The sequence below is a fragment of the Pseudosulfitobacter pseudonitzschiae genome (assembly GCF_002222635.1).
Classification (GTDB): domain Bacteria; phylum Pseudomonadota; class Alphaproteobacteria; order Rhodobacterales; family Rhodobacteraceae; genus Pseudosulfitobacter; species Pseudosulfitobacter pseudonitzschiae_A.
Genome location: NZ_CP022416.1, coordinates 241,948 through 260,516 on the forward strand (window position 1 = coordinate 241,948; position 18,569 = coordinate 260,516).

The 18,569-nt window shown below is 59.1% G+C and carries 18 protein-coding genes; 14 read left to right on the plus strand and 4 right to left on the minus strand.

All coding sequences use genetic code 11. The features are described from left to right. Positions 1-22: 22 nt before the first annotated feature. A complete protein-coding gene (locus SULPSESMR1_RS18760) occupies positions 23-1,030 on the minus strand; it encodes a LacI family DNA-binding transcriptional regulator (protein ID WP_089422593.1) in 1,008 nt (335 codons plus the stop codon). A 230-nt stretch (positions 1,031-1,260) separates the two neighbouring features. Here SULPSESMR1_RS18760 and SULPSESMR1_RS18765 point away from each other — a divergent pair, with 230 nt between their 5' ends. From SULPSESMR1_RS18765 to SULPSESMR1_RS18825, 13 genes are all read left to right on the plus strand, one after another. Continuing rightward, a complete protein-coding gene (locus SULPSESMR1_RS18765; RefSeq protein WP_089422594.1) occupies positions 1,261-2,871 on the plus strand; it encodes an extracellular solute-binding protein in 1,611 nt (536 codons plus the stop codon). A gap of 67 nt (positions 2,872-2,938) precedes the next feature. Continuing rightward, the gene (locus tag SULPSESMR1_RS18770) at positions 2,939-3,799 is read left to right on the plus strand and encodes a carbohydrate ABC transporter permease (protein ID WP_089422595.1); all 861 of its coding nucleotides are present in this window, start codon (positions 2,939-2,941) and stop codon (positions 3,797-3,799) included. A gap of 5 nt (positions 3,800-3,804) precedes the next feature. Beyond that, positions 3,805-4,731 (plus strand): carbohydrate ABC transporter permease, encoded by a 927-nt coding sequence (locus tag SULPSESMR1_RS18775; protein WP_240311354.1) that lies wholly within the window; start codon positions 3,805-3,807, stop codon positions 4,729-4,731. Next, positions 4,731-5,792, plus strand: a complete 1,062-nt coding sequence (locus SULPSESMR1_RS18780) for an ABC transporter ATP-binding protein (protein ID WP_089422597.1) — start codon at positions 4,731-4,733, stop codon at positions 5,790-5,792. The genes SULPSESMR1_RS18775 and SULPSESMR1_RS18780 overlap by 1 nt, the downstream gene beginning before the upstream one ends. Next, positions 5,792-6,808, plus strand: coding sequence for an ABC transporter ATP-binding protein (locus tag SULPSESMR1_RS18785; protein ID WP_089422598.1), 1,017 nt, complete (start codon positions 5,792-5,794; stop codon positions 6,806-6,808). Before SULPSESMR1_RS18780 ends, SULPSESMR1_RS18785 begins: the two co-directional genes overlap by 1 nt. A 19-nt stretch (positions 6,809-6,827) precedes the next feature. Continuing rightward, positions 6,828-7,913 (plus strand): Gfo/Idh/MocA family protein, encoded by a 1,086-nt coding sequence (locus SULPSESMR1_RS18790; RefSeq protein WP_089422599.1) that lies wholly within the window; start codon positions 6,828-6,830, stop codon positions 7,911-7,913. A 14-nt stretch (positions 7,914-7,927) separates the two neighbouring features. Then, positions 7,928-8,842, plus strand: a complete 915-nt coding sequence (locus SULPSESMR1_RS18795) for a sugar phosphate isomerase/epimerase family protein (RefSeq protein WP_089422600.1) — start codon at positions 7,928-7,930, stop codon at positions 8,840-8,842. Positions 8,843-8,933: 91 nt separating this feature from the next. Next, complete coding sequence (locus SULPSESMR1_RS18800) at positions 8,934-10,112, plus strand: aldose 1-epimerase family protein (RefSeq protein ID WP_089422601.1); 1,179 nt, start codon at positions 8,934-8,936, stop codon at positions 10,110-10,112. Further along, positions 10,109-10,897 carry an SDR family NAD(P)-dependent oxidoreductase gene (locus SULPSESMR1_RS18805; RefSeq protein ID WP_089422602.1) on the plus strand — a complete coding sequence of 263 codons (789 nt, stop codon included), beginning with the start codon at positions 10,109-10,111 and terminating at the stop codon, positions 10,895-10,897. The genes SULPSESMR1_RS18800 and SULPSESMR1_RS18805 overlap by 4 nt, the downstream gene beginning before the upstream one ends. Positions 10,898-10,938: 41 nt before the next feature. Further along, a complete protein-coding gene (locus SULPSESMR1_RS18810; RefSeq protein WP_089422603.1) occupies positions 10,939-12,132 on the plus strand; it encodes a CaiB/BaiF CoA transferase family protein in 1,194 nt (397 codons plus the stop codon). Continuing rightward, a complete protein-coding gene (locus SULPSESMR1_RS18815; RefSeq protein ID WP_089422604.1) occupies positions 12,129-13,226 on the plus strand; it encodes an extracellular solute-binding protein in 1,098 nt (365 codons plus the stop codon). The genes SULPSESMR1_RS18810 and SULPSESMR1_RS18815 overlap by 4 nt, the downstream gene beginning before the upstream one ends. Continuing rightward, positions 13,223-13,990, plus strand: a complete 768-nt coding sequence (locus tag SULPSESMR1_RS18820) for an enoyl-CoA hydratase/isomerase family protein (RefSeq protein WP_089422605.1) — start codon at positions 13,223-13,225, stop codon at positions 13,988-13,990. Before SULPSESMR1_RS18815 ends, SULPSESMR1_RS18820 begins: the two co-directional genes overlap by 4 nt. Positions 13,991-14,000: 10 nt before the next feature. After that, positions 14,001-15,155, plus strand: a complete 1,155-nt coding sequence (locus tag SULPSESMR1_RS18825) for a fumarylacetoacetate hydrolase family protein (protein ID WP_089422606.1) — start codon at positions 14,001-14,003, stop codon at positions 15,153-15,155. A 40-nt stretch (positions 15,156-15,195) separates the two neighbouring features. Here the strand turns inward: SULPSESMR1_RS18825 and SULPSESMR1_RS18830 are convergent, their stop codons facing one another. Continuing rightward, positions 15,196-15,681 carry an ureidoglycolate lyase gene (locus SULPSESMR1_RS18830; protein WP_089422607.1) on the minus strand — a complete coding sequence of 162 codons (486 nt, stop codon included), beginning with the start codon at positions 15,679-15,681 and terminating at the stop codon, positions 15,196-15,198. After that, a complete protein-coding gene (puuE, locus tag SULPSESMR1_RS18835; protein WP_089422608.1) occupies positions 15,678-17,090 on the minus strand; it encodes an allantoinase PuuE in 1,413 nt (470 codons plus the stop codon). Before puuE ends, SULPSESMR1_RS18830 begins: the two co-directional genes overlap by 4 nt. Before the next feature lie 153 nt (positions 17,091-17,243). Between puuE and uraH the strand changes: the two genes are divergently transcribed. Further along, the gene (gene uraH, locus SULPSESMR1_RS18840; RefSeq protein WP_089422609.1) at positions 17,244-17,597 is read left to right on the plus strand and encodes a hydroxyisourate hydrolase; all 354 of its coding nucleotides are present in this window, start codon (positions 17,244-17,246) and stop codon (positions 17,595-17,597) included. On the opposite strand, the gene SULPSESMR1_RS18845 is transcribed toward uraH, so the two are convergent. Then, entirely contained in the window at positions 17,594-18,511 is a 918-nt protein-coding gene (locus tag SULPSESMR1_RS18845; RefSeq protein WP_089422610.1) for a LysR family transcriptional regulator, read from the minus strand. The genes uraH and SULPSESMR1_RS18845 overlap by 4 nt on opposite strands. Between the last annotated feature and the right edge of the window lie 58 nt (positions 18,512-18,569).

Below are 18,569 nucleotides of genomic sequence, written 5' to 3' on the forward strand. Positions count from 1 at the left end.
CTTTAGGCGACGGAGCACCGGATCAGTTTGCCGGAATATTCTCGCGGAACACCACCTGCAGCCGAGGTAGAAACTCCGGTTCAGTTGATCCTTTAACCGAAGAGGCCAAGAGGCGAATGATCTCACGGGCTTCGACCCTCGGGTTCTGGTCGATCACTGCGTCCATCGTCCGGTCAAGCAGCATCAATCGGGTGGCGTCGGTCAAGTCGTGGCCGATGAAAGCAATCTTGCGCTTGCCCCGTGTTTCACGCAACGCCTGTGCGATGCCCTGATTTCCTGATCCGATGTTGTAAATGCCAGAAATATTGCCTTGATCCAGAAACCTCATGGTCTCTGAGTACGCCAGATCACGGTCATCACTGACTTCGGCGGTGCCTATGATCCGCATTTCAGGAAATTCCTCGGAGAGGATCGACCGGAACCCCATCTCGCGTTCCTCATGACCACGATAGGCAAGCGACCCTATGAACACGGCGATATTGTGCGGACCACGCGGCAAGAAGCGCCCCAAAAGAAAACCAGCAAGTCGCCCTGCAGCGCGGTTGTCGACGCCAACATAGCCGATCTTGTCAACAGAGCGGATATCCGACACCAGCGTGCCGACCCGCACGCCGGATTTGGTCAGGTCGTTGATCGCCTCGCGCACCTGCGGATGATCCAGTGCAATCAGTCCCACGGCATCCGTGTGCCCACGAAGATCAGTCAGCTTGGCAGAAAGACGGTCGGGGTCAAAACCCTCGATCTCGTGGATGTTTGCCGTTACATCGGCCCGGCCGCGGCTTTCTTCCAGCAGGTATTTTTTCAACGTGCGCACAAAGCTGTTGCTTCCAGCGGGCAGGACAAAATCCAGCCGCAATTGTGTGTCCGTTGTTGTATCTTCTTGTGGTCCAAAATACCCCAGCCTGCGCGCGATCTGCATCACGATTTCTCGGGTGCGGGGGCGCACGCCTTCGCGTTCGTTTAGGACGCGGTCAACCGTTGCGGGGGACACGCCGGCCTCTCGTGCAATCTCTGAAACTGTTGTGCGCATTGTCGTTCCCCTTAAGCTCTTCCAATCATTTCACATCATTTTGTTGACGTGATGCAATCATTTAGAGCGGCGAAAGCCGATATTTCTGACGTTTGTCTTTCCTTGCCATGTCATTTTAGTGAAAATGATGGAAAATGATATATTTTGATGATTGTGGGTGATGGCGGCTCCGGTGCTTCATAGCGTTCATTGAAAACACGTCCGGAAGGGGCGTGACCTGGGAGGGAACAATGACCAATCAACCGCGTTTCACGCGGCGCCGACTGCTTTCGGCTGCCGTCAAAACCACTGCGCTTGTCGCAGTCTCCTCACCTTTTATCCTGCGTGCTGACCGTGCCCAAGCGTCCACCGGACTTTCCAATGGCATGATCGGTGGACCGACAGGCTTTGCGGGGGCCGAGCGTTATCAATACGGCCCCGATACCCCTGAAGGCCGCGCTGTCGAAGCGGTCAAGGCGCTGAAGGCGGCTGGCAAGGCGCCGGCGCGTATTGTGCTTGGACTGTCGGATGGCTCGATCGGCCAGATCACGCAGCCGTTCCCCGAAGGCGCGCCTTCCGTCAAGGACCTGTGGGAGCAAGAGACCGGCATTACGCTGGATATCGTCGGCGTGCCGAACGGTCAGGAATTCACCAAGGTCATGCAGGATGTTTCGACCAAAGGCGGCGGCTTTGACATCTATGCCGTTGAGTGGAACCGGCTGGGCGACCTTGCCGAAACCGGCGGCATCGTATCGCTGGACGACTTTGTTGCAGAACATAAACCCGAATGGGACGATGTCAAACGCGGCTATGTGAACGGCGCGCAGGGCGTCTCCTTACTAAACGAATATCGTGGTTCGGTCTACGGCGTGTCTTTGGACGGCGACTTTCAGACATGGAACCACCGCACCGATCTGTTCAACGATCCGGCAGAGCAAAAAGCTTTTGCAGACCAGTACGGCTATGAGCTTGCTCCGCCCACGACGTGGAAACAGCACGATGAAATCGCGGCCTTTTTTCATCGGCCCGATCAGGGGCTGTTCGGCTCGACCGATCTGCGCAATCAGGGGTGGGGCTATACCAACTGGTATCAACGCTATGTGTCTATGGGGTCGCCCAACCAGTTCCTGTTTGCAGACGACGGCACAGCATTGATCAATTCCGAGGCAGGCTGGGCCGCGACGCTGGAATACATTGACAGCCTCAGCCACCATTCCCCCGACGCGATTTCGTGGGGCTGGCCCGAGCAATACGGCAACTTTGGCAACGGTGGCGCGGCAATGACCTGCGCATTCTCGAACCTGCCCAAGTTTCTGGACAACGCCGCCAACGAAGCATCTAAAGTCACGGGCAAGGTCGGCACCCACCTGCCGCCCGGTCGTGAACACGACGATGGCATCGCGGCGCGCACCGTTTTGTGGCTGAACCTGACGGCCTGTGTGTCGTCGCAGTCCGAGCATCCCGAAGCGGCATATCTGCTGTTGCAGTGGTTGGGGTCAAGCCGGATCTATTCTTGGATGACCGCCAACCCGGGTGGCTATTTCGATCCCTTCCAACTGGCGAACTTTGCCGATCCTTTGGTGCGCGAAACCTATCACGATTACCATATGGACATGGTCCGCGAGAGTGTGAAGCGCACGGTGCCCACCATCAACTATCCCGGTGCGACGGCCTTTCATAACGCGCTGGACGAAAACCTGATGGCCGCGCTGACCGGAAGCATGTCTGCCGAAGACGCGATGGCCAACACCGAACGTCAGTGGCAACGCATCGCCAGACGGGTGGGAGAGGACAAGCTGATCGAGGCGATCAAGGCGAACAAGGCCGCATGGCCAACCGTCATGGACCCTGTCGCCAGCTAAGACACGCCGTCTGAACGGGGTTGCCATAACCGGCGGCCCCTCCAATTCCCCCGATTGAAGTAACCCGATGAAACGCACACTTTCTCTGGAAATTTTTCGCTACGCCGCGATCTTTACGTTTTTGGCCATATCGCTGATCCCGACCATCTGGATGATCTCGATGGCCTTTAAGCCGATCGCGGAATGGCAGGCATCAGGTGCCGACCTGACATGGTGGCCCAAGGCTCCGACGCTCGACAACTTCCGCTTTATTTTTGGTGACAGCCGTTCGGATTTCATTGCCGCGCTGGAACGCTCGGCGGGGCGTCCGATACTTGCGTCACTGCTGGCCGCCACATTTGGCACTATGATTGCGATGGTTGCGGGCACGTCTGCGGCATACGGGCTGTCGCGCTTTGGGTCGGGGGGCAATCTCCCGCTGGCGTTGATCCAATTGCGGATTTTTCCCCCGATGGCAGTGATGATCCCCGTGATGATCATGTGGGCGTTTCTCGGGCTGATTGACACATGGTACGGTCTGGCGCTGATTTACGGGATTGTGACGATGCCCTTCAGTTTCTGGCTGATGAAGACGTTTTTCGACGATCTGCCCCGCGAGATTGAAGATGCCGCACTGGTCGAGGGGTGTTCGCGCTGGCGGGTGTTTCTCAAGATCACATTGCCGATGATGCGCCCCGCGCTGGCCTCATCTGCGCTGTTTGTCTTTATCCTCAACTGGTCCGACTATCTGATCGCGTTGCTTTTGACGACGCGGGACTGGGTGACCATTCCCGTCTACATGGCCTCGCTATCGTCTTCGATGACCGGCCAGCTTTATGGTGCCAAGGCCGCACTGGGGCTGATTGCAGCCGTACCGCCCGTAATCATGGGCATCGCCATCCAGAAACAACTGGTGCGCGGCCTGACATTCGGAGCGTTGAAAGAATGACCGATATGACAAACGATACCGCGCATCTGGCTGCCGACATGCCCCAAGAAACCGGTGCCGAGCAAAAGCGCCTTGGCTTTTGGCTGACGCTGCCTGCGCAACTTCTGGTGCTGTTCATCGCGCTGTTTCCAATCTTGATGCAGGTCTATATCTCGCTGACTGACTGGTCCCCGTTGGATGGCATTCCGTGGTACCGCGCCTACGAGCTGTGGATCGGACTGCTGAACTATGCCGATCTGGCGAACGACCCGCGATTCCTGTCGGCGCTGTGGCGGACGTTCATCGTGATGGTCTTCTGTGTTCCGGTGCAATTCCTGCTGGGGCTTGGGCTAGCCATCCTTTTCGTGGATGATTTTCGCGGCAAGCGGGTCCTCTACTCAACCATACTGGTGCCGATGATGGTTGTGCCTGCGGTGGCCGGATACATGTTCTTCATGCTATTCCAGTCCGGCGGGCCGGTGAACGATATCCTGTCGTTGTTCGCGGGCCGTCCGGTCACAATCGCCTGGCTGGCTGACCCCGATCTGGCACTTTTCGCAGTGATCGTGTCGGACATTTGGCAGTGGACGCCGCTGATGTTCCTGATCTTACTGGCGGGCATGGTTTCTGTCCCGCAGGATCAGCAAATGGCAGCTGTCTTGCTGGGTGCTTCATGGCCTCGCCGGTTCTTTACCATCGTGCTGCCACGGATGAAGACGATCATCATTATCGCCATCGCGATCCGCGTGATCGAGAACTTCAAGGTCTTTGACAACTTCTACATCATGACCAGCGGCGGCCCCGGCGTGGCGACCGAAACCATCTCTATCTATATCTACAAGGTCACCCAGCAAGAGCTGATCTGGGGGTATGTCGCGGCGATTGCGCTGGCCATTCTGATCATCCTGTCCGTTGTCTCGGCGCTGGCGATCAAGAAAATGAGGAACGCGTAATGACCGAGATTGTGATGCAGAACCTGGGCAAGGATTTCGGTGATTTTACCGCCCTTGCCAACATGGACCTGACCATCGGCGACGGCGAGTTTGTAGCACTGCTGGGGCCGTCCGGTTGTGGCAAGTCGACCACGATGAACATGATCGCAGGCATGCTGACGCCCTCACACGGCGACATCCGATTTGACGGGCGCAATATGAATGATGTGCCCATGGCGAAACGCGGTGTCGGGTTCGTGTTCCAGAACTATGCCATCTTCACGCATATGACGGTGCGCGACAATCTGGCTTATGGATTGAAGGCGCAGGGCGTTTCGAAATCCGAGATCACCCGCCGTGTCGGTGAGATGGCCGAACTGTTGCAGCTTAGCCCGATGCTGGACCGCAAGGCGGCGGGGCTGTCGGTGAACATCCTGCAACGCCTGGCCATCGGGCGCTCTGCGGTTGTGGAACCGGCCATCTTTTTGCTGGACGAGCCGCTGTCGAATGTGGACGCGGCGTTTCGGGCGGTCATGCGGTCCGAGCTGAAGGCGCTGCAACGCCAGTTCAAACAGACGATGGTTTATGTGACCCACGACCAGTTGGAAGCGATGACCATGGCCGACAGGATTGCCGTGATGGACCATGGCAAGCTGTTGCAGGTGGGCACGCCACTTGAGGTCTATAACAACCCTGTCGACACGTTTGTGGCGCAATTTATCGGGGCGCCGGGGATGAACCTGCTAAGCGGAACCGTCACTGGTGGCGACACCGGCAATGTGATTGATCTGGGGTCTGCGGGGCATTCCGGGCCGGTGACAACGGGGCAGGGCGGCGACGTTCTGTTCGGTTTCAGACCCGAACAGGTGCATCCCGATCCCAATGGACCATTGGAGATGCGCATTGTCACAGTCGAGCGGATCGGCGCGCGCACCATTCTGCACCTTGACGCAGGCGCACGCCGCGCCAAAGCCGTGCTGGACAGCGAAACACCGCATCCCGATCAGGGAGAGCTGTTCCGCTTTTCCGTCGCCGCAAGCGATGCGCGTCTGTTTGATTCCGCAACACAAGGGGCGCTCTGATGGCTTCGATTTCCTTTCGCAATGTGACCAAGCGGTTTGGCGACACCGTGGCCGTGGACAACGTCACACTCGATATCCGCGACAACGCGTTTTTCTGCCTGTTCGGCCCGCCGCTGTCGGGCAAGTCGACGATCCTCAAGCTGATCCTGGGACTCGAGCATCCCGACGAGGGCGAGATTTTGATTGATGGTCGTCCTGTGACCAACGTCAGCCCCGCCAAACGCAACGTGGCGATGGTGTTTCAGAACCTTGCGCTGTTCCCGCATATGACCGCGTTGAAGAACATCCGTTTTCCACTGGTCGAACGGCGCATCGACCCACAAACGATTGCCGCGCGGGTGACGGATGTAACCGACAAGCTGCACATCGGTCACATCCTGCACAAGCCGCCCGCCCAGCTTTCCGGCGGCGAGCGGCAGCGCGTGGCGATTGCGCGTGCGTTGGTGCGTGATCCGGTGGCCTATCTGATGGACGACCCGATTTCGGCGCTGGACGCCCGCCTGCGGGAAGAAACCCGCGTCGAGTTGCGCCGCATTCAGCAGCAGATGGGCAAGACGCTGGTCTATGTGACCCACGATCAGGAAGAAGCGATGTCGGTCGCTGACAGCATGGCAATTTTCGAGAACGGCAAGGTGCGCCAGACCGGCAAGCCCGAAGACCTGTATCGCCACCCCAATTCCACCTATGTGGCGTCGATGCTGGGGGCACCTGCGATGAACGTGGTTCCGATGGGGCTGGCATCCGGTTTGCAGGTTCCGAATATGCCTACACGCGCAGAAAGCCTAGGCGTGCGGCCAGAAAATCTGCGCATCGCCTCCGGTCAGGGTGCCACGATCACCGAAGTTGAACCGCTCGGCGGGTTCACGACACTGACGGTCGATCTACAGGGCACCCCATTGCGCGCGACTCTGCGCGGACAGCCGAGATTTTCGGCGGGAGAGAGCGTGGCGCTGTCTGTCGATGCCGGACGGGCGCATTTCTTTGACCCCGCCGGTGCAGTTCTAGTGGCGCAGTAATATGAAGAGGGAGGAAAATATGAACGACTTTGCCGTGCAGCCCGATCCCGAAATTCGGGTGCGCAAGTACAAGATAGGGGCGATTGGCGCGGGCATGATCATGGCCGAATGCCATCTGGCGGCCTATGCCGAGGCGGGTTTTCCGGTGGTCGCCATCGCGTCGCGCACAAAGGCTAACGCCCAAGCGGTCGCAGACCGCTGGAAGATCGGCACTGTCCATGACACGCCCGAGGACCTGATTGCGGATTCCGAGGTCGAGATCGTGGATATCGCCTATCCGCCCGACCAGCAGCCGCAATTGATCCGCAAGGCGCTGGCGTCCCCCAACATCAAAGCCGTTCTGGCGCAAAAGCCGCTGGCGCTGACGCTGGAAGAAGCCCGCGCCCTGCGCGACGAGGCAAGTGCCGCAGGCAAGCCGCTCTCGGTGAACCAGAACATGCGCTATGACCAATCGATGCAGGTACTCAAGCAATTGTTGGACCGCAATGCACTAGGCGATCCTGTGTTCGCGCAGATCGACATGCACGCGATCCCGCATTGGCAAGGGTTTCTGAAAGGATATGACCGCCTGACGTTGTCGAACATGTCGGTTCACCATCTTGACGCGCTGCGTTTCCTGTTTGGCGATCCGGACGAGGTCACGACGGTGACCCGCACGGATCCTCGCACGGAATTCAACCACGAGGACGGCATTGTTGTCACCACGCTGCGGTTTCCGTCGGGCCTGATGGCGCTGAGCACCGAGGACGTGTGGTCGGGACCGCGCCAAGAGGGATACGACGATGATCAATCCATCACCTGGCGCGTCGAGGGCACGAAGGGCGTGGCCAAGGGCACGATCGGCTGGCCCACAGGGGCTGCATCGACGCTGTCTTATAATTCCATCACCGAAACGAATGGCAAATGGGTCACGCCCGAGTGGGACACCATGTGGTTCCCCCACGCATTCATCGGCGTGATGGAACAGCTTCAACATGCCATCGACACCGGCACACCGCCGGTTTTGAACGTCGCCGATAACGTCCGCACAATGGCGCTGGTCGAGACAGCCTATCAATCCATCAACAAGGGCCGGACCGTCCGGCTTGACCTAACCAAAGACTGAGGGAGGAACTTACCATGATGCAAACAGGAATTTTTTCGGGATATTTCCCGTATGATCTGAAAAAGACGGCCGAGGTTATTCGTGGCCACGATTTCAACACTGTGCAGCTGGACCTGCACTTCAAGGACATCGACGTGACCGATGGACAGGTCACAGCCGAGAAATGCCGCACCATCCGCGACACGTTCCGCGATCACCATCTGCCGATTTCTTGTATCTCGGCCTATACCAACATCGTGCATCCCGACGCCGGTGAACGCACTAAGCGCAACGGTCGGCTCAAGGAAATTCTGGCCCATGCGCAATATCTGGGCTCACCCTATGTGATTTCGGAAACGGGCACTTTTGATACTGACAGTGATTGGGTGCATCATCCCAAGAACAAAACCGAAGAGGGCTGGGACGACTGCCGCACGGTGATCGCGGATCTGGCGCAACACGCTTATGATCACGGCTCCGTTTTCCTGCTGGAAACCTACGTCAACAACGTCGTTGGATCGGTCGAGGAAACACTGCGCATGTTCGCCGAGGTGGATCACCCGGGTCTTGGATTGTTGATGGATCCGACCAACTATTTCGAAGCGCACAACATCGACGATATGGACAAGATTCTGAACCAGGTGTTTGACGCCCTGTCGGACAAGATCAAGATCGGCCACGCCAAAGATGTAAAACGCTCGGGCGATGACAAGTCGGAAAAACACTCGGATATTGGCGACGATAGCGCCGCAGAAAGCCACACCTTCCGCGGGGTGGGCGAGATCGAGCTGCCCGCACCGGGGCTGGGCGAGCTGAACTATGACCTCTACTTCCAGCGATTGGCCAAAAAACACCCGAACATTCCGATGATCATCGAGCACCTGGATGAATCGGATGTGCCGCGCGCGAAGAAGTTTATTGATGGCAAAATGCGCGCCAACGGTTGCTGATAGCCGGCAGGCCGCCCAACGCGGCCTGCCGCACTGAATATAAAGCGAAACAAGGCGCCCCGGGGATCTGTCGGCGGCGGACGGAGACAGTATGGTAAAGCTATACGGCAAGAACCTGACACGTCACGAGGCAGAGGCCGTCAGCGGCTCTCTCGGTCATGCGGCCGGTGTGCGGATGATGACACTGGGGGATGGGCTGGAGCGGGGCATTCGGATGCTGGAGTTTCGGACCGGCTCCGGTCTGCGTTTTACAGTGCTGGTGGATCGTGCGATGGACATCGCCGATTGCGAACACAACGGTCGAGCGATCGGCTGGCATTCACCGGCCGGTTTCCGCAATCCGGCGCTCAGCGACTACGAAGGCGAAGGCGGCCTGGGCTGGATGCGCAGCTTTTCCGGCCTGATGGTGACCTGCGGGTTGGATCATATCCTGTTCATGGCCGAAACACCGACGCCTGAATATGTCTATGGCCCCCGCGCCACGGCCAAACATTCCCTGCATGGGCGCGTAGGCACCATTCCCGCACGTCTGACCGGCTACGGCGAAAGATGGGAAGGCGACCGCTGCATCCTGTGGGCCGAAGGGGTCGTGACCCAAGGTACGGTTTTTGGGGAACATCTGGAACTGCACCGCCGGATCGAGATCGAAGTCGGCAGCGACGACATCCAACTGTCGGACCGCGTGGTAAACCGCGGCTTTTATGAAACGCCGCATATGTTTTGCTATCACATCAACGTGGGCCATCCGGTGACCGAGGAAGGCACGCGCTACCTTGCGCCCGTCCGCGAGGTAGTCTGGGCTGCGCATGCCGACGAATACGACCGGCAAGGTGTGGGCTATCGCAAGATCTCCGAGCCGAAAATGGGATTTCACGAGCAGGTCTGGCAGCATGAGATGGTTGCCGACACGAACGGCAACGTGCCCGTTGCCTTGGTCAACGACCGGCTTGGTCTGGGTTTCTTGGTAACAACACGCAAGGACCAGTTCCCCTGCATGTACGAATGGCAAAACCTTCAGGCCGGTCAGTATGCCGTGGGCATCGAGCCGTCGACCAATCATGTGCTTGGCAATCTGGGCGCGCGTGACCGCGACGAGCTGATCCGCCTGAGCCACGGCGAGGAACGACGCTATGACACAACGTTCACCATCCTGCCTGACGCGGATGCAATCGCGCAGGCCGAGGCGCAGATTGTCGCCATAGCTCAGCAACCAGACGAGGATTTTCCAACACCATCAGGCCAGTTCCGGCCGATAGGAGGCCGCGCATGAAACGCGAGACTGCGATGGTTGCCTCGACCATCCAAGGCATTCTGGCCGGACGGCGGGTGCTTTATACGGGTGCCGCAGGCGGACTGGGGCATCAAACCACCCTTGAAATGCTGGCCGCCGGCGCCGAGGTTTTTGCGATTGATCGGGATCACTCCAAGAACGAAAGGCTGATGGCCGACACGCCGCCAGAGCTGGCTGACCGCTTGCGCTTGGTCGAAATGGACCTGACCGATGGCCCCGCACTCGAGGCGAAGCTGGCCGAAATCACGCAGAACGCGCCGCTGGATGTGGTGATCAACAATGCTGCGATCTATCCGTCGAAGCCCTTCGAAGACTATTCGATGGAAGAACTGCGTCTGGTGCATCAGGTAAACGTCGAAGCGGCGTTGATCTGCACCAAGGCCGCCCTGGCGGGCATGCGGGATCAAGGCTGGGGCCGCATCATCAACGTCACTTCGATCACACTGACGGGGGGATGGGAAAATCTTGCGCCCTATGTGCAATCCAAAGGTTCGCTGCTGGGTCTGACGCGGGCCTGGGCACGCGAGTTTGGCAAGTGGGGGATCACCTGCAATGCGATTGCGCCGGGCGCGTTTCCGACGGATGCGGAAAGGATCCACCCCGACCCCGAAGGATACAAGAAATTTGTTCTGGACCATCAGGCGGTTAAACGGCGCGGAACGCCGCACGATATCGCAGCAACGGTCCTGTTTCTGACCTCGGACGGGGCGGGTTTTATCACAGGACAGAACATCGCCGTCGATGGCGGCTGGAATATGAGCTGAGCGCACAAGTGCGGCTTACACACCTAATTTAGGATAAGAAAATGGGAATTCTCGACGGTTATACCGTTCTTGACTGTTCAATCGCGATGGCCGGCCCTTTCGCGGCGCAGCGTCTGGGCGACCTTGGGGCCGATGTCATTAAGGTCGAGCCGATCACAGGTGAATGGCAGCGCCACGCACCGGCGGGCGGCATCACGGGCAACAAGATCAACGTGTCGTTCCTGTCGCTGAACCGCAACAAGCGGTCATTGGCCGTGGATCTGAAGACAGAGGGCGGCAAGCAGATCATGCGCAAGCTGGTTGCCAAGGCAGATGTATTCATCCAAAATTACCGCGCGGGTGTCGCCGGACGTTTGGGCGTGGATTACGAGACCCTTTCCGTGATCAATCCCGGTCTGATCTACGTGTCAATGACAGGCTACGGCGAAGACGGCCCGCACGCACAGCGCCCCGGTCAGGATTTGCTGTTGCAGGCAATGTCGGGCGCGATGATGTCCACGGGCCGCAAGGGCGAACCTCCGCAGGCGGCAGGCCAATACCTTGTCGATGCCGTGACGGCCTATACCGCCTTTGAGGGTGCGCTTGCGGCGCTATTGCACCGCGAACGCACAGGCGAAGGCCAAAAAGTCGAGGTCAACATGCTGGATGCAATCACCACCTTGCAGATGCAGGAACTGTCGGTGTTCACGGTCGGCGGCAAACCACAGGAACGATCGGATGAGCTGCACGCGCACGTCTATATCCGCGCGCCCTATGGCACTTTTGCCACCACGGACGGCTATATCGCACTGGCGATGCCTAATTTTTCGGGACTTGCGCATGCGCTTGAAACGCCTGCGCTGGCCGAATTGGACGAAAAGACCGCAGGATGGGACGAACGCGATGCGACGTTCGCAATGGTCCGTGACGCCATTGCAAAGTTCGCCACCAAAGATTGCCTTGCCCGTCTGGACGCCGAGGGCATCTGGGCCGGACCTGTTTATGGCTATGCCGAATTGGTTGCCGATCCGCAGATCGCGCACAATGGCACATTTATCGAATACGATCACCCGACCGAAGGGCATGTGAAAACGCCCGGCTTCCCCATCAAGTTTTCCCGCACACCATCAGAACTGCGCCGTGGCGCACCGCTGACAGGGGAGCACACCGACGACATCCTCGGCGCTGCGGGCTTTTCTAACGAAGAAATAGCAGCATTGGCTGAAACGGGTGCCATCGGTCGGGGGCCACTATGAGCTTTCGTGGTCTGACATGGGATCATCCACGCGGCTACAATGCTCTGGCGGCGGCCAAGGGCCCGATTGCATGGGACACGCAACCGCTCGAGGGGTTCGAGTCAGCTCCGATTGCCGAACTGTGCGCTGAATACGACCTGGTTGTTCTCGACCACCCCCATCTGGGCGAGGCACTGGCCAATGACTGCCTGACCCCGCTGGAAAAGGTGTTCGCTTCCTCGGCGTTGGAAGAAATTGCGCAGGCGGCCATTGGCCCTGCCTATTCCAGCTACGCTATGGCTGGCCAACAATGGGCGCTGCCGCTGGACGCGGCCACGCAAGTCATGGCCTTGCGGGCGGATTTGACAGACGCAAGACCCATAAGCTGGACCGAAGTCGACACCTTGTCGCAGCAAGGTCGCGTCGCACTATCACTCGCGGGTCCGCACGCGGCGCTGTCGTTCCTGTCGATCTGTGCCGCACTTGATCCTGCCCTTGATCTGCGCGACACAGGTTGGCCGGATGACAGCGTGGCCGCGCAAGCCATCGACATCCTGAAGCCGCTCGCAGCACGCACGCCAGAGCATACCAAATCGTTGAACCCCATCAGCTTGTTAAACCTGATGAGCAGCACTGACGACATCCAAATGATCCCGCTGGTCTACGGCTATGTAAACTATACCCGCGCTGCGCGGCCCGTGACGTTTCACGATGCGCCGCATTCCGGCGCACGCCCCGGGTCGATCTTGGGCGGGACCGGCATTGCCATTTCCCGCAGTGCCCAAGTTGACGACACGCTGCGTGACCACTTGCTGTGGCTTATGTCCGCTGAAACGCAGCGCGGTTTTATACCCGATCACGATGGTCAGCCCGGTTTGCGATCCGCTTGGCAGGACACGCGGGTGAACGACAGGTGGGGCAATTTCTACAGCAACACCGCAGAGACACTGGAACATGCAGCAATCCGACCACGGTACGACGGCTACATCGCCTTTCAAAGTCACGCGGCTGCCTATCTGCGAGATTGCTTTGCCCGGCGGACACCGACCGCGCAGGCTGTGCGGGGATTGCGGGACTTGTTTCAATCCAGCCAACCCGAAAGGATGACACCATGAGTGCCCCGCTGACCTTGAGCATTAAAAACCGCGTTGCAACAATCACCTACAACCGGCCGGAAAAGCTAAACGCAATGACGCCGGAAATGGCCGAGCTGATGTGGGACGCGGTGCGCCGGATCAACGCCAGCGACGAAGCGCGTGCCGTGATCCTGACGGGCACGGGCAAGGCGTTTTGCGCAGGGTCCGATATTTCAGACCTTGACCGCTACGCGACTCCTTGGACCTTTCGCAACCGTCCTGAATATTGTGACGCACTGCGCGCGCTGCTGAAGCCATCAATTGCGGCGATCAACGGCTATGCAATGGGCGGCGGGCTGGAAATGGCGCTGTCTTGTGACATCCGGATTGCAGCGGACACGGCCAAGTTGGCCGCGCCCGAGATCAAGCTCGGCTGGATCGGTGGCGGTGGCATTACGGCCCTTCTCGCACACTCGATCGGGCCTTCGAATGCGGCAATGATGGTGATGACCGGCGATCCGGTATCTGCGGAAACGGCCTTGTACTGGGGGCTGTTGTCAGAAGTGACCGCGTCCGAAGCACTGCTGGAACGCGCCACGCAGATTGCCACGACGATCGCCAGCCGCGCTCCGATTGCAGCAGAGACCGCCCGCCGCAATCTTCAGGCGTCGTACAACATGCCATTGGAGCAAGCAGTTGCCTATGAACGCGATCTTCAGGCAGTGTGTTTCGCAACTGAAGACGCCGCCGAGGGCCGTGCCGCCTTTGCCGAAAAACGATCCCCGAACTTCAAACATCGCTAAGGAATACCAAATGACTTTGATTGACGCCCCCGAGGGCCTGTGGCTTGGCCGTGTTTGGCTGCCTGATGAACATGGGCCTGCTGTTGTCACCCTGCGCGATGGTATCGTCACCGACATCACCAGTGTCGCGACACCGACTGTTAGCCATGTTCTGGATCTGGACGATCCAGCCGCACGAGTTCGCACCGCACCCGGTGTCGGGCTGGGCACGGTGGACAACATCGCGGCAGCCCCTGTCGAGCTGGACCACATCCATTTTCTGGCACCATGCGATCTGCAAGCGGTCAAAGCCTGTGGCGTAACCTTTGCCCAGTCGATGGTCGAACGTGTGATCGAAGAACAAGCTGCTGGTGATCCGGCACGCGCCGAGGCGATCCGCGCCCGGGTAGGGCAGGCTATTGGCGAAAGCCTGCAAGACTTGCGCGCAGGTTCTCCCGAAGCGGCAGAGGTGAAACGCGCCTTGCAGAAGGAAGGGTTGTGGTCGCAATACCTCGAGGTTGGCATCGGTCCCGACGCCGAGGTGTTTTCAAAATGTCCGCCAATGGCGTCGGTGGGGCCCGGGGCCGAGATCGGCCTGCATCCGGTTTCCACATGGAACAACCCCGAGCCTGAGATCGTTCTTGCGGTGTCTTCGACAGGGAAAATCCTTGGCGCGACGCTGGGCAACGATGTGAACCTGCGCGACGTCGAAGGTCGGTCGGCGTTGCTGTTGGGCAAAGCCAAGGACAACAACGCATCATGTGCCATAGGTCCGATGATCCGGCTGTTTGATGAGACCTGGACGTTGGACGATGTCCGCCGTGCGGAACTGACCTTAACGGTCAAGGGCACGGACGGCTATGACCTGACCGGCCATTCCTCGATGTCCAAAATCAGCCGCGATCCCGAAGACCTTGTTGCGCAAACACTCGGGCGGCATCATCAGTATCCAGATGGAATGGTTCTGTTTCTGGGCACGTTATTCGCCCCCACCGATGATCGCGACGTACCTGGCGAGGGGTTTACCCACAAGATGGGTGATGTTGTTACAATCTCAGCCCCCGGACTTGGAGCGTTGCAAAACGTCGTACGGCTGTCGACGGAGGCCTCCGAATGGTCCTTCGGTACACGTCGGCTTATGGAAAACCTTGCGGCGCGCGGGTTGCTAGATGGCCCCACCGCTTAGGGGGATCGAGCGCGCAGCCTGTTGAGCCGCGCGCAATTGTTTACTCTACAATGGAATAGGGCGCTTCGAACCAGTGTTCCTCGAGGTTTGGCCCTTCTCCGATCCGGTCGACCACGGCAAACAGCCCCGGTGCGTGGATCGGGGTCAGAACGCCGTGCCACGTGCCTGTGTGGAAATTGATCGCCTGACCTGCCGATGTCAAAAACGCGCGGGGGATACCGGGTTTTTCGTCTGCGTCGGGGGCCACCACCACCACAAAGGGATGCAGGCACATGGGGATAAACGCCTGAGAGCCGTCGGGATGGCGTTCGACCATATCCAGCGTGATCGGAAACTGGCGCGGTTCGGCCTTGAACAGGCTGATGCCCGCGCGCCCGTCGGAAAAATCCAGTGTTGCGCGATCGTGGTGGCGGCCGCACAGCCCCTGATTGATCATCTTGTCCGGCGTGCCGGAGGCATCAAGGATGTCTCCGAACGGGGCAAAAGCCGCAGTCGTCAGCGGTTCCAGTGTCAGCGTGTTGCTCATGCGGCAAACCATTCGATCAGGCGCAGTTCCGCGATTCGCTCGACCTGTGCGCAGGCTTCGGCAAATTCGGTGTCGCGGTCGTTTTCGATGCGGCGGGCAAAGGCGTCCATGATCGACGCCTTGGTGTTGTCGCGCACCGCGATGATGAAAGGAAAGCCGAATTTCGCGGTATATGCGTCGTTCAACGCGGTAAAGCGCGCGCGTTCGTCGTCGGTCAGCGCATCCAATCCGACAGATGCCTGCTCGGCGGTGGACTCTGCCGTCAGACGCTTGGCCGCAGCCAGTTTTCCCGCCAGATCAGGATGCGCGGTCAGCACCTCCATACGCTTTTGCACGGGAGCCGAACGGAACACGCGTGCCAGCGCCTGATGCACACCTTGCGCGGTGTCATGCGTGCGCCCCAGTTCCAGCGCGTGCGCGCCTTCGGCAATCCACGGGCTGTGTTCGAACATGCCACCGAACGCTTGGACAAAACGCGCGCGGTCCATGTCAGACGGGCGTTCCATGGCCACAGGGGGATGCGCGCGCGCCCAATGTTCAGCAATCTCGAGACGGCTGGCGAACCAGACATCTTCGTGTGACTGCATATAGGCAATGGCGCGTTTCAGTGCCGCCGCACGTCCCGGACGGCCCACCAGACGGCAATGCAGCCCGATCGACAGCATCTTGGGCGCTCCTTCCTGTCCTTCGGCATAAAGCACGTCAAAGCTGTCCATCAGATAGCTTTCGAACTGCTCGCCCGTGGTAAAGCCCGCCTGAATGGCAAAGCGCATGTCGTTGCAATCCATCGTGTATGGCACAACCAACTGGTCACGCCCGTCGAATTGTTCCCAATAGGGCAGCTCGTCGGAATAGCTGTCGGCAAGATAGGCAAACTGGCCGGTTTCAGCCGCCAGCCGGTTGGTGTTCATCGAACAGCGCCCCGTGTACCAGCCGCGCGGCGGGGTGCCGACAACTTCGGTGTGCAGGCGGATGGCCTCGGCGATCTGGGCGCGTTCCTCGTCTTCGGGCATGTCCTTGTGTTCGACCCATTTCAGACCGTGGCTGGCAATTTCCCAGCCTGCGGTTCTCATCGCCTTGACCTGTTCGGGGGCGCGGGCCAGCGCGCTGGCCACCGCGTAGACCGTGACCGGAAGATCGCCCAGCATCCGGTACAGACGCCAGAATCCGGCCCGCGCACCGTATTCATAGATGGTTTCCATGTTCCAGTGCCGTTGCCCGACCCAAGGCTGCGCGCCGGTAATCTCGGACAAGAACGCTTCGGACGCGGCGTCGCCATGCAGCACGTTGTTTTCGCCGCCTTCTTCATAGTTCAACACGATCTGCACGGCGATTTTGGCCCCGTTGGGCCAGTTGGCTGCGGGCACATTGGCACCATAGCCGGTCATGTCACGGGGATAACGGGTCATGACGTTCCTCCTTTGGTCAGGTTCACACCCCTGTAATCCAAAACAATCCTATCCATTATCAAAAAATCCCATAAGCAGCCTCTTGCGTGCGGTGCTTTGTCGGGTGGGCCGTCATCTGCCTATATACGGACGGACCCAATTGGAGAGACTGCGATGAACGGATATTTGACCACCCACGTGCTGGACACCGCGCGAGGCTGCCCGGCGGCTGGGCTGCGCATTGACCTCTTTCGCATCACGGGCGACATCCGCGCACATCTGAAAACACTTGAAACCAACGCCGATGGCCGGACCAACGAACAGATTCTGCCCGCAGATCAGTTCGAGATTGGCACTTATGAACTGGTCTTTCATGCTGGCAGCTATCTGGATGCCTGCGGCACCGCGCCTGAAACGCCGCGCTTTCTGGATGTGATCCCGCTGCGTTTTGGCATGTCCGAGGCGGCGCATTACCATGTACCCCTGCTGCTGTCGCCTTTTGGCTATTCCACCTATCGCGGCAGCTAAAGCGTTTCGCTGTCGCGCACCTCTTGGCTGATGCGATCGATGACAAAGTCCATGAACAGGCGCGTCTTGGGATCCTGACGTTTGCGATGGGTAAACAGGCACGCCATCTGGATCGGCTCGGGCGGGGTTGCGGTGGCCACGGGCACCAACCGGCCTTTGCGCAGGTGCTCGGCCACCTCAAATATCGGTTTCAGCACAATGCCCTGACCCGCCAGCGCCCAGTCGGTCAGCACGTCACCATCGTCGGATTCGTAGCGGCCCGTGACGGCAAAGCGTTTCGACCCTTCGGGAGTGATCAGCCGCCACTGAAATTCGGGCGCGCCGGGAAAGCGCAGGTTCAGACATTCGTGTCGATCGTTTACCAAGGCATCGCCGGACACCGGATTGCCGCGCTGCGCGATATAGTCCGGCGCGGCACACAGCACCCTTTCGACATCGGCAATCTTGCGCATCCGCAGGGTACTGTCTTCGGGTTGGCCAAGGAAAAACGCCAGATCCAGCCCCTCGGTGGTCAAATCAACCTTGCGGTCGGTCAGGCGCAGGCGCACCGACACTGCGGGATAGGCCTTGAGAAACGCGGGCACCTGCGGTGCAATCAGCCGCCGCCCGACGCCCAATGGGGCCGCCACGAACAGCGCACCCTTGGGGTTATCAGTGATCGACACCACCTGCGCCTCGGCGCTGTCTACGGATTCAAGGATTTCACAAGCCCCGCCGTAAAACGCCTTGCCCTGTTCGGTTGGTGTCAGGCTGCGGGTGGTGCGCTGGAACAGGCGCACGCTCAGATGATCCTCAAGCTGCGAAATACGCGACGAAGTCACTGCCGGAGAAATACGCAAATCGCGCCCTGCGGCAGACATACTGCCCAATTCATAGACACGCACGAAGGTACGGATATTATCAAGATAGGACATTGTTCTGATTTTTTTGATGCTGCTTGGTATTTTGTGACAATACCAGAAGAATGAGCAA